This window comes from Streptomyces albidochromogenes (assembly GCF_005981925.1).
GTDB classification, from domain to species: domain Bacteria; phylum Actinomycetota; class Actinomycetes; order Streptomycetales; family Streptomycetaceae; genus Streptomyces; species Streptomyces albidochromogenes.
The window spans coordinates 1-12,510 of sequence record NZ_VBVX01000200.1 but is presented as its reverse complement, the minus strand read 5'-3'; the positions used below and the strand labels follow the sequence as shown (position 1 = coordinate 12,510).

Sequence of the window (12,510 nt, the reverse complement as noted above, 5' to 3'; positions counted from 1 at the left end):
ATTCAGATACTCAGAACTCTGCATGACCATATGCAGCGCTGCAAGGGTGTTCCTTGCAGCGCTGCATATGGTCATGCAGAGTTCTGAGTATCTGAATAGGTCCGCAGCTCCACAGCTCCACAGCTCCACAGCTCCGCAGGTACACCGCACACCCGCACCGCCAAGATCGGACTCACAGGGGGATGGCATGAGCGACAGCCCTGCCGCACGACTGCAGCAGCTCTTCGACGGGCACCGGCTCACGCCGACCCAGCGGCGTATCGCGCACTGCATGGTGCGCAAGGCCGCCGACGTGCCCTTTCTGTCGAGTGTCGAGCTGGCCGACCTGGCCGGCGTCAGCCAGCCCTCCGTCACGCGCTTCGCCGTCGCGCTCGGCTTCGACGGGTACCCCGCCCTGCGCAAGCACCTGCGCGAGGTCGCCCCCACCGAGCCCTCGCGCGGCGCGGACGAGTACAACGAGTACCAGCAGGCGGTCCAGGCCGAGATCGAGAACCTCAAGCACCTCTCCGAGCTGCTCGCCGACCCCCGCCCCGTCGAGGAGGCGGGCCGCGTCCTCGCCGGCTCGCTGCCGCTGCCCGTGCTCGGGCTGCGGGCCGCGTCCTCGCAGGCGCGTGGGTTCGCGTACTTCGCGGCGAAGGTCCATCCCGACGTGCGCCTGCTCGACGAGAGCGGCTCGATGCTCGCCGACCGTATCGACGGCGCCCGCCGGGCCGGCGCCACCGCGCTGCTGTGCTTCGCGCTTCCGCGTCATCCGCGCGAGGTCGTGGACGCGCTGGCGTATGCGCGCGAGCAGGGCCTGAAGGTGGTGACCGTCGCCGACTCCGCCTTCGCCCCGGTGGCGGGCCACAGCGACCTGCTGATCCCGGCGGCGGTCGGCACGGGCCTGGCCTTCGACACGGCGTGCGCGCCGATGCTGCTGGGGCGGGTGCTGCTGGAGGCGATGTGCGACGGCCTGCCGGACGCGCAGGCGCGCCTGGAGGAGTTCGACGCGAAGGCGGCGGCGCGGGGGCTGTTCGTCGACTAGCCGGGAGGCCGCCCGCGCTCACCCGCGCGTTCTCGGCGGTTTTTCAGGCGGCGCTCAGAATCCGGCGTTACCCTCCCCGACTGGAAACAGTCGAAGCCGGCAGGGAAGGGGCGGTCGTGGCGCGCGGAGAGCAGGCGCAGGCGTTGGCGCGGGTGGCGGTGGTCGTACGGGCAGGGGCGGCCCCGCTGTGGTGGCTCGGGTTGCTGGCCGCCGGGATCGGAGCTCTCGTACCCGGCCTCACCGGACGCAGGGTCGGTCTCCTCGCGGGCGCAGCGCTGTTCGTGGTGGCGGCCGCCGTCACCGCGCTGGCGCGCAGGGGCCGTTACGCCGCTCTCGCCGCGACCGCTGCCCGGGCCGGCCGCCGGGACTTCCTCCAGGTCCGCTCCGTGACGGCCCGCACCTGGCGCCGGGGCCGCCGCTGGTGGCTGGCGGCCGCGTTCCTCGCTGCCGCGGGCAGCGCCTTCGCCGTGCCGGGCGCGGGCGGGCTGCTGATGGCCGGCGCCGGCGCCGGGCTGTGGCTGAAGGCTGTGTGGCTCGGGGCCCGGGAGCGCCGCGACGAAGCCCTGCTGTGGGTACGTACCGACTGGCTCGGCGGCGGGCCCGCGGGGCGGCGTGTGGCGGCGTACCGGACCACCGGGATCGCGGCGGGCGACGCCGCGCCGGGCGGCGCGAGGCGTCGCCCGGCGGCAGCGGCGGTGGTCACAGGTCGAGTTCGGCCTCGATCTTCTTGAGCTGGTGGCGGGCCATCGCGAGGTTGGCCCGCGCCTTGTCCAGCGCCAGGTAGAGGAACAGGCCGTTGGTGCCGCGTGCCTTGAGGAGCCTGATGAGGTGGTACTGGCCGCCGAGGGTGATCAGGATGTCCTCGATCTCGTCCTTGAGGCCCAGGTGTTCCATGGTGCGCACCTTGGCGCGCACCACGTCGGTGTTGCCCGCGGCGGCCACGGTGAGGTCGAGGTCCTTGCCGCCGCCGAGGGTGCCGAGGGCCATGCCGCTGGTGTAGTCGACCAGGGCGACACCGAGGGTTCCCTCGATGCTGGTCATCGCTTCCTTGAGCGTGGTTTCGGTGTTGGCCATGGGGGTCGCACTTCCTTTTCGTCGGATGGTGGTTCGGGTTGCTGTCGTGCGTTTGGCTGTGGTCATGCGTTCTCCCGGGCGCTGTCGACCAGGGCGCCGATGCGGACGCCTGCCCGGCGGGCCTCCAGGTGGAGCCGGCCCACGTTGATGCGCGGCTCGGCGAGGAGGGTGAGTACGGCGGACGAGCCCGCCGCGTAGGTGGCCACGTAGCCGTCTTCGCCGCGCACGAGCAGTTCGCGGAAGGCGCCCTGGCCCGTCGCGTCCGTCAGCCGCACCGCGACGCCGAGCGCCGCCGCGGTGAGCGCGGCGATCCCCTCGGCCTCCACGGTCGTCGTGTCCTGGGCCAGTACGAGGCCGTCGACACTGGCCGCGAGCGCTCCGGTCAGCTGGGGCACCCTGGCTTTCAACTGGCGCAGCTCGTCGAGCAGTTCGGCTTCGGCCGCCATCAGCTTTCTCCTTTCCGCGCGGTGTCGCAGGACGCGCCTCATGAGGTGGTGGGGAGGGCCGCGCCGACGGTCCGGTACGTCACAGGCTTGCCTCCAGGGCGTCGCGGAGCCGGCGCAACAGGGCGGTGTCCGGGTCGTCGGCGACCTGCGCGACCCAGGCGGGGACGGGGGGCGGGGCAGTCGGCGCGTCCCGGGGCGTGGCGACCGTGCCGGCCGCCGCGAGCCTTCGTACGTCGATCAGCGTGTGGAACGCGGGCCGGCCCAGGGCCCGGGCGATGTCCCCTGGGGTCCGCTCGCCGTCGGCGAGGTCGAGTACGGCGCGCTGCCTGGGGGTGACGGGCTGCCCCGACGGCGTGCTGCGGCGTACGACGGGCGCGGTGTCGGTGTCGGGGTACGGCCAGAGCTCGTCCAGCAGCCGTCTGCGCCGCTGTGACTCGCGCTCGACGACGGCGGCGGAGACCGGTCGGATGCGGCCCAGCCAGTGGGCCGCCCCGTACCGGAAGCGGGTCGGGCCGCTGCCGGGGGCGAGTGCGAAGAACGCGGCGTCGAACAGCGCGCTCAGGTGGCACAGCTCCAGCTCCCCGTCGGCCAGTCGCCCGCTGTCGACCAGGAAGCGTCCGACCCGCCCCCGGGTGCCGGCCCGGTCGACGGCCTCCTGCCACTCCTCGGCGGGCAGCCGCCCGGCCGAGGTCAGCAGTACGTCGAGACCGGGCGAGGCGGGGCTCTCGGCGTGCACGACCTGGCCGTCGACGAGGTAGAGGGTCCCGTGGTCGCGCAGCAGGGCGCCGGTGGCGCGCTCGGCGGCGAGCCGGACGAGCATCGGGGACACGGTGGTGCTCATGCCAGGACCAGCTGCTCGGCGAGGCTGCTCAGGCGTATGCGGGCGAGCGCCAGGTTGCCGTCCTCGCGGTCGAGCCACAGATGCAGGAAGACGCTGCTGTCGAACGCGGTCTCGACGAAGCGCAGCAGGTGGTAGCCGCTGGGCGTGGTGATGATGACGTCCTCGACCGGAAGTCCGTTGGGGGAGAAGGCCCGCTGCTCGGCGGCCATCCGGGCCAGCTCCGCGGTCTCCGCCGCGGTGGCCTCGTGGTCGCCGTTCGGCGAGTCCCCGACCGTGCCGAGCGCGAGTCCGCTCGTCCAGTCCACCAGGGAGGCCCCGAGGGCGCCGGGCACGACCATCGCGGCGAGCAGACATTCGTCGATTCCGGGCATGCGGAACCCCCCTCCCGGCGTGGCACACGGATGCGGACTGCCGGACACGCGTTCTGCGGCAGTGACGAGGAGGTTACGTAAAGAGAGGGGCGCGGGCAGGTGGTTCCGGCACTTTCCACGTGCACATGCCAGCTAGCTTTCGTTCTTCGTCTTCATTGCTGGCTTATTGATCGCCCATGGATCGATTCTGATCGAAAGAGGGCGCCTGTACGGAGGTGCGCGTCCGCCGACTCCCGCCGCCGTACGCCGTCAGGCGCCCTCGCGCTCCACGGCGGCCGCGACGTCGGCGAGGTCCTTGGCGATCGCCTTGGCCACCGCCCGCGCCCCCAGGCCGCCCAGCACCCGGGTCAGCAGTCCCTTGGCGCCGGCCGGCGGAACGGCGGAGAACGTCATCCGGACCGTCGTCGTGCCGGGCCCCTCGGCGCGCAGCACGAACTCCGACACGTAGTGCGCGCCGTGCGAATCCGCCTCCACCACATAGCGTGCCGGCGGTTCGCTCGCCGTCACGCGCATCTCCTCGGTGGCCTGTCTGCCGAGCATCCGGCGGGTCTCCCGCCACCGGGTGCCCACCCCGAAGGCGCCCGTCGGCGAGCGCTCCAGGATCTCGACCTCCTCCACGCCGCCGATCACGCCCGGCATGCCCTCCAGGTCGGTCAGGGCGCGCCAGACCCGGTCCGGGCCCGCCGCGATCCGCCGTTCGACGACCACGCTCCTGTGTGCCATGGATCCATGGAAGCAGCCGGGTGTGACAACCGCCCCCGGAGGCGGGCGGGACGACGGGCGCACCCGCGCCCGCAGGAGCGCACCGGCGCCTACAGGAGCGCGTCCGGGTGCGCCCCGCCCGACTCGGTGACGATCTCGGCGAGGGTCTGCGGCGGCCGTACGACGCTGAAGCGGACCCCGTCGGGGCCGGTGGCGAAGCCGTGGATCCCCGCCCTGACCAGGCTGTTGTACGCGTAGTGCGCGGCCATGGCGTACGCGCCGGTGTCCAGCACCGCCACGTGGTCGCCCTGGGCGAGGAGGGGCAGCAGCCGGTTCTCGGCCAGCAGGTCGCCCGCGAAGCACGCGGGGCCCGCGACGTCCTGTGCGACCGGCGGGCCCGGCTTGGGCAGGCCCTTCGCGTCGTACGCCGCGAGCCGCAGCGGCCAGGACTCCGGGACGTACACCGTGCGCGTCGCGATCTGCACGCCCGCGTGGGTGACGGCGATCGGCCGGTCGCCCGAGGTCTTCGCGTACTCCACCCGGGTGAGGACGGTGCCGTGCTTGGCGAGCAGCGAGCGGCCGAACTCGGTGACCAGGCCGTAGCGCCCGTCGAGCAGGCCGGGGACCTCCTGCTTGAGGAGGCGGGCGTAGTCCCCGTACGTCGGGCTCTGGGCGTCGGAGGTGAAGTCGACCGGGAGGCCGCCGCCGATGTCGACGGTGTCGACCTGCCGCCGGCCCGCCGCCGCGTTGATCTCCTCGGCGAGTTCGTACGCCGCCGCCACGCCCCGGGCCATCAGCTCCAGCGGAAGGCCCTGCGACCCGGAGTGCGTGTGCAGCCGGGTCAGCCACGGCCGGTCCAGGAAGGCGCGTACGACCCAGTCCCGCGCGCCGGGATCGCGCAGCGCCACGCCGAACTTCGAGGTGGCGGTCGCGGTGGACAGGGCGCCGATGGCCCCGGCGCCGATCTGCGGGTTGACGCGCAGGCCGACGGGGGAGGCGGGAACCGACGGTCCCACGAGCGCGTCGATGCGCGCCAGCTCCTGCGGGTTGTCGGCGTTGACCGCGATGCCCAGCGCGAGGGCTTCGCGCAGTTCGGCGGGGGTCTTCGCGGGGGAGTCGAGGACGGTGTGCGCCGGGGGAATGCCGGCCGCCCGGGCCAGGGCCAGCTCACCGGGACTGGCGACCTCGGCGCCGACGCCGTGCGCGTACAGCAGCCGCAGGACCGGGACCAGCGGCGTCGCCTTGACGGCGAAGGCGTGCAGGACCGGGGTCCCGGGCGGGGTGACCTCGTTGAACGCGGCGCGCAAAGCGGCGGCCGAGGCGCGGATGCCGACCGTGTCGAGGAGGCCGGCCACGGGGGCCTCGGGGCCGACCAGGCCCCGCTCCACGGCGGCCCGCACCGCCTGCTCGCGGCGCTCGGGTGCGGGGATGTCCGCTCCCGGGTCCACCGGCGGGATCACGCTCGTGTCCGGGCTGAGGTCCGAAGGCATGTCTTCCAGCCAACCACCGGCTCGGACGGCGCGCAGGAGCCCGCACGTATTGACTAGCTCTATTCATCTCGCCAGGATGTGAATAGACGCCAATGCAGTCACTCGCGAGGAGGCACACCATGTCAGGACCCCGCCCCGTACGGGCACCGCGCGGTACGGAGCTGAGCGCCCTGGGATGGCAGCAGGAGGCCGCCCTGCGCATGCTCCAGAACAACCTCGACCCGGAGGTCGCCGAGCACCCCGACAAGCTCGTCGTCTACGGCGGCACCGGCAAGGCCGCGCGGGACTGGCGCTCGTTCGACGCCATGGTGCGCACCCTGAAGACCCTGAAGCAGGACGAGACGATGCTCGTCCAGTCCGGGCGTCCGGTCGGCGTCATGCAGACCCACGAGTGGGCCCCGCGCGTCCTCATCGCCAACTCCAACCTGGTCGGCGACTGGGCGAACTGGGAGGAGTTCCGCCGCCTGGAGGCGCTCGGCCTGACCATGTACGGCCAGATGACCGCCGGGTCGTGGATCTACATCGGCACCCAGGGCATCCTCCAGGGCACGTACGAGACCTTCGCGGCCGTCGCGGCGAAGAAGTTCGGCGGCACCCTCGCGGGCACCATCACCCTCACCGCCGGCCTCGGCGGCATGGGCGGCGCCCAGCCCCTGGCCGTGACCATGAACGACGGCGTCGCGATCTGCATCGACGTGGACCCGCGCGCCATCGAGCGCCGCATCGAGCACCGCTACCTCGACGTGAAGGCCGACAGCCTGGAGCACGCCCTCCAGCTCGCCGTCGAGGCCCGCGACGCCCGCAGGCCGCTGTCCATCGGCCTCCTCGGCAACGCGGCGGAGCTGCTGCCGCGCATGCTCGCCGAGGGCGCGCCCATCGACATCGTCACCGACCAGACGAGCGCCCACGACCCGCTCGCGTACCTGCCCGTCGGCGTCGACTTCGACGACATGGCGTCGTACGCCGCCGAGAAGCCCGCCGACTTCACGCTGCGCGCCCGCGAGTCCATGGCCAAGCACGTCGAGGCGATGGTCGGCTTCATGGACGCCGGCGCCGAGGTCTTCGACTACGGCAACTCGATCCGAGGCGAGGCCCAGCTGGCCGGCTACCCGCGCGCCTTCGACTTCCCCGGCTTCGTCCCGGCGTACATCCGCCCGCTGTTCTGCGAGGGCAAGGGCCCGTTCCGCTGGGCGGCGCTCTCCGGCGAGGCGTCCGACATCCACAAGACGGACCGCGAGCTGCTGAAGCTCTTCCCGGAGAACGAGTCGCTGCACCGCTGGATCAAGATGGCCGGCGAGCGCGTCCACTTCCAGGGCCTGCCGGCCCGGATCTGCTGGCTGGGCCAGGGCGAGCGGGACAAGGCGGGAGCCCTGTTCAACGACATGGTCGCCGACGGCACCCTCGCCGCCCCCCTCGCGATCGGCCGCGACCACCTCGACTGCGGCTCCGTCGCCTCGCCGTACCGCGAGACCGAGGCCATGCTCGACGGCTCCGACGCGATCGCCGACTGGCCGCTGCTCAACGCCATGGTCAACGTCGCCTCGGGCGCCTCGTGGGTCTCCATCCACCACGGCGGCGGTGTCGGCATGGGCCGCTCGATCCACGCGGGCCAGGTCTCGGTGGCGGACGGCACGAAGCTCGCCGGCGAGAAGATCCGCCGCGTACTGACGAACGACCCCGGCATGGGCGTCATCCGCCACGTGGACGCGGGCTACGACATCGCGGAGAAGACCGCGGACGAGCAGGGCGTGCGCGTCCCCATGCGGGAGGGCGAGTGACTCCCGCCGTGTCCACCGACGGGCCGCCGCACACGTCCACCTCGTTCCACGAGATGTGGGCCGACCTGAAGCCGATCGGGCGCGACGCCGAATCCGGCGGCTACCGCCGCTACGCCTGGACCCGGGCCGACCAGGACTGCCGCGCCTGGTTCAAGGCCCAGGCCGAGTCCCGCGGCCTGACGTACGAACTGGACCGCAACGGAAACCAGTGGGCCTGGCAGGGCGACCCGCTGGCCGGGGACGCGGTCGTCACCGGCTCCCACCTCGACTCGGTGCCGCTCGGCGGGGCGTTCGACGGCCCGCTCGGCGTCGTGTCCTCCTTCGCCGCGCTCGACGAACTCCGCCACAGGAGAGTGGAGTTCGCCAGACCGCTGGCCATCACCAACTTCGGTGACGAGGAGGGCGCCCGGTTCGGCCTGGCCTGCGTCGGCTCGCGCCTGGCGGCCGGGCAGCTGACCGCCGCCAAGGCCCACGAGCTGCGCGACGCGGACGGCGTCAGCCTCCCCCGGGCCATGGAGGCGGCGGGCTACGACCCGTCCGCCATCGGCCCGGACCCCGAGCGCCTGGCCCGTATCGGCGCCTTCGTGGAGCTGCACGTGGAACAGGGCCGCGCGCTGGACGTCACCGGCGACCCCGTCGGCATCGCGTCCGCCATCTGGCCGCACGGCCGCTGGCGCTTCGACTTCCACGGCGAGGCGAACCACGCCGGCACCACCCGCCTGGACGACCGCCGCGACCCGATGCTGACGTACGCCGAGACGGTCGTCGCGGCCCGCCGCGAGGCGCGGCTCGCCGGGGCCCTCGCGACGTTCGCGAAGGTCTCCGTCGAACCGAACGGCGTCAACGCGATCCCCTCCCTGGTACGCGGCTGGCTCGACTCGCGCGCCGCCGACCAGGAGACTCTCGACCGGGTCATCGCCGGGATCGAGCAGGCCGCGCGTGAGAACGCCGCGCGCCACGGCATCGACCTGAACATCACGCGGGAGTCGTTCACCCCGGTGGTCGAGTTCGAGCACGCCCTGCGCGACGAACTCGCGAAGCTCCTGCGTGAGGATCACGGCGACGTCCCCGTCCTCGGCACCGGCGCGGGACACGACGCGGGTATTTTGTCCGCTTCGGTTCCGACCGCCATGCTGTTCGTACGGAACCCCACGGGTATCTCGCACTCTCCGGCCGAGTACGCCGCCGAGGACGACTGCGTCGCGGGGGTCATCGCACTCGCCGACGTACTGGAGGGGCTCGCGTGCACGTGACCTACTGGCTGGAGCACGCCTGGCTCGACACCTTCGTCGAGCCAGGCGTGGCCCTGGACGTGACGGATGGCCGGATCACCGCGGTCCGCAAGGACGTCACGGCCCCGCCGCCGGGCGCGGAGGTCCTGCGGGGCCTGACCCTCCCCGGCCTCGCCAACGCCCACTCGCACGCGTTCCACCGGGCGCTGCGCTCCACGGTGCAGGTCGGCTCGGGGACGTTCTGGACCTGGCGGGAGGTCATGTACGGCGTGGCCTCCCGCCTGACGCCGGACACCTACTTCGACCTGGCCAGGGCCGTGTACGCGGAGATGGCGCTGGCCGGGGTCAGCGCGGTGGGCGAGTTCCACTACCTGCACCACGCGCCCGGCGGCACCCCCTACGCCGACCCCAACACCATGGGCGAGGCCCTGATCGCGGCCGCCGCCGACGCCGGCATCCGCATCACGCTGCTGGACACGGCGTACCTCGCCTCGGGCTTCGGTACGCCGCCCACCCGCCACCAGCAGCGCTTCTCCGACGGCACGGCCGACGCGTGGGCGGAGCGGGCGTCGTTGCTGAAGGACAGCGACCACGCCCGCATCGGTGCGGCCATCCATTCGGTACGGGCGGTACCGGCGGACCAGCTCGCGACGGTGGCGGCCTGGGCGCAGACGCGCATGGCGCCGCTGCACGTGCACCTGTCGGAGCAGACGGCCGAGAACGACGCCTGCCTGGCGACGCACGGCTGTACGCCGACGCGCCTGCTGGCGGACCACGGCGTCCTCGGGCCGCGCACCACCGGCGTCCACAACACCCACCTCACCGACGAGGACATCGCCCTCCTCGGCGGCACGTCGACCGGCACCTGCATGTGCCCGACGACGGAACGGGACCTGGCGGACGGCATCGGTCCGGCGACCCGCCTCCAGAAGGCCGGCTCCACGCTCTCGCTCGGCAGCGACAGCCACGCGGTGATCGACCTCCTGGAGGAGGCGCGGGCGATGGAGCTGAACGAACGCCTGCGCTCGCGCACGCGCGGCCACTGGACGGCGGCGTCCCTGCTCCGCGCGGCGTCGGCCGACGGGCACGAGGCCCTGGGCTGGCGCGACGCGGGCAGGATCGAGGCCGGGGCGCCCGCCGACCTCACGACCATCGCGCTGGACTCGGTCCGGACGGCGGGGCCGCTGCCCCGGCTGGGGGCGGAGACGGCGGTGTTCGCGGCCTCCGCGTGCGACGTGCGGCACACGATCGTCGCGGGCCGCCACATCGTCCGCGACGGCGTCCACACCTTGATCCCGGACGTCCCCGGGGCCATGGCCGAGGCGATCACAGCCGTCTACAAGTAGCAGGGGGCGGGCGGCGCCTTTCCCCGCGCCCGCGCACACGTACGCAACCGGGAGAGGACCCAGTGAGCAGCAGCAACACCACCACCCTCGTCACCAACATCGGCAGCCTCGTCACCAACGACCCGGCCCACGCCGCGAGCCCCACGGACAACCTCGGGCTGATCCACGACGCCGCCGTCCTGATCGACGGCGACCGGATCGCCTGGACCGGCCGGGCCGCCGACGCGCCCCCCGCCGACACCGCGTACGACGCCCGGGGCCGGGCGGCGATCCCCGGCTTCGTCGACTCGCACTCCCACCTCGTCTTCGCCGGCGACCGCACCCAGGAGTTCAACGCCCGCATGTCGGGCCGCGCCTACTCCGCGGGCGGCATCCGCACCACCGTCGCCGCCACCCGGGCCGCGACGGACGAGGAACTGGAGGCGAATGTCACGCACTACCTCCGGGAGGCCCTGCGCCAGGGCACGACCACCTTCGAGACCAAGTCGGGCTACGGCCTGACCACCCACGACGAGGCACGCGCCCTGCGCATCGCCTCGCGCCACACCGACGAGGTCACCTACCTCGGCGCGCACATCGTGTCGCCCGACTACGCCGACGACCCCGCCGCGTACGTCGCGCTCGTCACCGGCGAGATGCTCGACGCGTGCGCTCCCCACGCCCGCTGGATCGACGTCTTCTGCGAGAAGGGCGCCTTCGACGGCGACCAGGCCCGCGCGATCCTCACCGCCGGCAAGGCCAAGGGGCTGCACCCCCGCATCCACGCCAACCAGCTCAGCCACGGCCCCGGCGTCCAGCTCGCCGCCGAGCTCGACGCGGCCAGCGCGGACCACTGCACGCACCTCACGGACGCCGATGTGGACGCGCTCGCGAACAGCCGTACCGTCGCCACGCTCCTGCCCGGCGCGGAGTTCTCGACGCGCGCCGACTGGCCGGACGCCCGCAGGCTCCTGGACGCGGGCGCGACCGTCGCGCTGTCCACGGACTGCAATCCGGGCTCGTCCTTCACGAGTTCGATGCCGTTCTGCATCGCTCTCGCCGTACGCGACATGGGAATGACCCCGGACGAGGCCCTCTGGTCGGCCACGGCGGGCGGCGCGGCGGCCCTGCGCCGCACGGACGTCGGCCGCCTCACCCCCGGTGCCCGCGCCGACCTGGTCCTCCTGGACGCCCCCTCCCACGTCCACCTGGCCTACCGCCCCGGGGTCCCCCTCGTCTCGGAGGTCTGGCGCGGGGGTGTGCGTACGACGGGGCACGCCGGGTAGGGGACATGATGTGGAGGAGGGCCTGCCCCGGATAGCGCCTGGGGCAGACCCTCACTCACACTCCTCACACTCTTCACAGAGCGGCGAGGTGTTACTCCTCCACCGTCAGGCCCTTGCGCAGCTTGCCCAGCGTGCGCGACAGGAGACGGGAGACGTGCATCTGCGAGATGCCGAGCTCTTCGCCGATCTCCGACTGCGTCATGTTGGCGACGAAGCGCAGGGAGAGGATCTGCCGGTCCCGCGCGGTGAGTTCGGCGATCAGCGGCTTGAGCGACTCGACGTACTCGATGCCTTCGAGGCCGTGGTCCTCGTAACCGATCCGGTCGGCCAGCGCGCCCTCGGAGTCGTCGTCCTCGGGCTGGGCGTCGAGCGAGCTCGCGGTGTACGCGTTGCTCGCGGCCATGCCCTCGACGACCTCTTCGTTGGTGAGGTCGAGGCGCTGCGCGAGTTCGCCCACGGTCGGGGCGCGGTCGAGCTGCTGGGCGAGCTCGTCGCCGGCCTTCGCGAGGTCCAGGCGCAGTTCCTGGAGGCGGCGCGGAACGCGGACCGACCAGGACGTGTCACGGAAGAAGCGCTTGATCTCGCCGACGATCGTCGGCATCGCGAAGGTGGGGAACTCGACGCCTCTGCTGAGCTCGAAGCGGTCGATCGCCTTGATCAGGCCGATGGTGCCGACCTGGATGATGTCCTCCATCGGTTCGCTGCGGGAGCGGAACCGGGAGGCGGCGAACTTGACCAGGGCCAGGTTCAGTTCGACGAGCGTGTTGCGTACGTACGCGTACTCGTGCGTTCCCTCTTCGAGGTTCTCGAGGCGTCCGAAGAGCGTCTTCGACAGCGCCCTGGCGTCCAGCGGCGCCACCTCGTCGTACGGCGGGATCTCGGGGAGGCCCTCAAGGCCTTCGAACCCGGCGGGTGCGGACTCGATCTGCTCGGGCGGGGCG

The 12,510-nt window shown here is 72.8% G+C and carries 13 protein-coding genes; 6 read left to right on the top strand and 7 right to left on the bottom strand.

Going from position 1 to position 12,510, the window contains the following annotated elements; translation table 11 throughout:
• Positions 1-187: 187 nt before the first annotated feature.
• Together E2E34_RS23200 and E2E34_RS23195 are read left to right on the top strand one after the other, a co-directional pair.
• A complete protein-coding gene (locus E2E34_RS23200; RefSeq protein ID WP_138903852.1) occupies positions 188-1,024 on the top strand; it encodes a MurR/RpiR family transcriptional regulator in 837 nt (278 codons plus the stop codon).
• Between the two features lie 116 nt (positions 1,025-1,140).
• Entirely contained in the window at positions 1,141-1,755 is a 615-nt protein-coding gene (locus tag E2E34_RS23195; protein WP_138903851.1) for a hypothetical protein, read from the top strand.
• On the opposite strand, the gene E2E34_RS23190 is transcribed toward E2E34_RS23195, so the two are convergent.
• The 6 genes from E2E34_RS23190 to E2E34_RS23165 all read right to left on the bottom strand — a co-directional run bounded on the left by E2E34_RS23190 (position 1,724) and on the right by E2E34_RS23165 (position 5,948).
• Positions 1,724-2,098, bottom strand: coding sequence for a hypothetical protein (locus E2E34_RS23190; protein WP_138903850.1), 375 nt, complete (start codon positions 2,096-2,098; stop codon positions 1,724-1,726). The genes E2E34_RS23195 and E2E34_RS23190 overlap by 32 nt on opposite strands.
• Before the next feature lie 62 nt (positions 2,099-2,160).
• A complete protein-coding gene (locus E2E34_RS23185; protein WP_138903849.1) occupies positions 2,161-2,544 on the bottom strand; it encodes a roadblock/LC7 domain-containing protein in 384 nt (127 codons plus the stop codon).
• 79 nt (positions 2,545-2,623) lie between these two features.
• Positions 2,624-3,385 (bottom strand): transcriptional regulator, encoded by a 762-nt coding sequence (locus E2E34_RS23180; RefSeq protein WP_138903848.1) that lies wholly within the window; start codon positions 3,383-3,385, stop codon positions 2,624-2,626.
• The gene (locus tag E2E34_RS23175) at positions 3,382-3,756 is read right to left on the bottom strand and encodes a hypothetical protein (protein WP_138903847.1); all 375 of its coding nucleotides are present in this window, start codon (positions 3,754-3,756) and stop codon (positions 3,382-3,384) included. The genes E2E34_RS23180 and E2E34_RS23175 overlap by 4 nt, the downstream gene beginning before the upstream one ends.
• A gap of 249 nt (positions 3,757-4,005) precedes the next feature.
• Positions 4,006-4,479, bottom strand: coding sequence for an SRPBCC family protein (locus E2E34_RS23170; RefSeq protein WP_138903846.1), 474 nt, complete (start codon positions 4,477-4,479; stop codon positions 4,006-4,008).
• 89 nt (positions 4,480-4,568) lie between these two features.
• Positions 4,569-5,948 carry a type III PLP-dependent enzyme domain-containing protein gene (locus E2E34_RS23165; protein WP_138903845.1) on the bottom strand — a complete coding sequence of 460 codons (1,380 nt, stop codon included), beginning with the start codon at positions 5,946-5,948 and terminating at the stop codon, positions 4,569-4,571.
• Between the two features lie 119 nt (positions 5,949-6,067).
• On the opposite strand from E2E34_RS23165, the gene hutU reads away from it, so the two are divergent.
• The 4 genes from hutU (at position 6,068) to hutI (ending at position 11,569) form a co-directional block, all read left to right on the top strand.
• Positions 6,068-7,726, top strand: a complete 1,659-nt coding sequence (hutU, locus tag E2E34_RS23160; protein ID WP_138903844.1) for a urocanate hydratase — start codon at positions 6,068-6,070, stop codon at positions 7,724-7,726.
• A gap of 53 nt (positions 7,727-7,779) precedes the next feature.
• Positions 7,780-8,979, top strand: a complete 1,200-nt coding sequence (locus E2E34_RS23155) for an allantoate amidohydrolase (RefSeq protein WP_138903854.1) — start codon at positions 7,780-7,782, stop codon at positions 8,977-8,979.
• Positions 8,970-10,304 carry a formimidoylglutamate deiminase gene (locus E2E34_RS23150; protein WP_138903843.1) on the top strand — a complete coding sequence of 445 codons (1,335 nt, stop codon included), beginning with the start codon at positions 8,970-8,972 and terminating at the stop codon, positions 10,302-10,304. The genes E2E34_RS23155 and E2E34_RS23150 overlap by 10 nt, the downstream gene beginning before the upstream one ends.
• Positions 10,305-10,366: 62 nt before the next feature.
• A complete protein-coding gene (gene hutI / locus E2E34_RS23145; RefSeq protein WP_138903842.1) occupies positions 10,367-11,569 on the top strand; it encodes an imidazolonepropionase in 1,203 nt (400 codons plus the stop codon).
• Positions 11,570-11,660: 91 nt separating this feature from the next.
• Here the strand turns inward: hutI and E2E34_RS23140 are convergent, their stop codons facing one another.
• Positions 11,661-12,494: an RNA polymerase sigma factor SigF gene (locus tag E2E34_RS23140; RefSeq protein WP_138903853.1), complete on the bottom strand. Its 834-nt coding sequence runs from the start codon at positions 12,492-12,494 to the stop codon at positions 11,661-11,663.
• Positions 12,495-12,510 lie beyond the last annotated feature (16 nt).

What these genes read in the sequence shown, in the direction of transcription:
- E2E34_RS23200 (WP_138903852.1), top strand. Translation starts at nt 188, where the DNA reads ATGAGCGACAGCCCTGCCGCACGACTGCAGCAGCTCTTCGACGGGCAC.
- E2E34_RS23190 (WP_138903850.1), bottom strand. Translation starts at nt 2,098, where the DNA reads ATGGCCAACACCGAAACCACGCTCAAGGAAGCGATGACCAGCATCGAG.
- E2E34_RS23185 (WP_138903849.1), bottom strand. Translation starts at nt 2,544, where the DNA reads ATGGCGGCCGAAGCCGAACTGCTCGACGAGCTGCGCCAGTTGAAAGCC.
- E2E34_RS23180 (WP_138903848.1), bottom strand. Translation starts at nt 3,385, where the DNA reads ATGAGCACCACCGTGTCCCCGATGCTCGTCCGGCTCGCCGCCGAGCGC.
- E2E34_RS23175 (WP_138903847.1), bottom strand. Translation starts at nt 3,756, where the DNA reads ATGCCCGGAATCGACGAATGTCTGCTCGCCGCGATGGTCGTGCCCGGC.
- E2E34_RS23170 (WP_138903846.1), bottom strand. Translation starts at nt 4,479, where the DNA reads ATGGCACACAGGAGCGTGGTCGTCGAACGGCGGATCGCGGCGGGCCCG.
- E2E34_RS23165 (WP_138903845.1), bottom strand. Translation starts at nt 5,948, where the DNA reads ATGCCTTCGGACCTCAGCCCGGACACGAGCGTGATCCCGCCGGTGGAC.
- hutU (WP_138903844.1), top strand. Translation starts at nt 6,068, where the DNA reads ATGTCAGGACCCCGCCCCGTACGGGCACCGCGCGGTACGGAGCTGAGC.
- E2E34_RS23155 (WP_138903854.1), top strand. Translation starts at nt 7,780, where the DNA reads ATGTGGGCCGACCTGAAGCCGATCGGGCGCGACGCCGAATCCGGCGGC.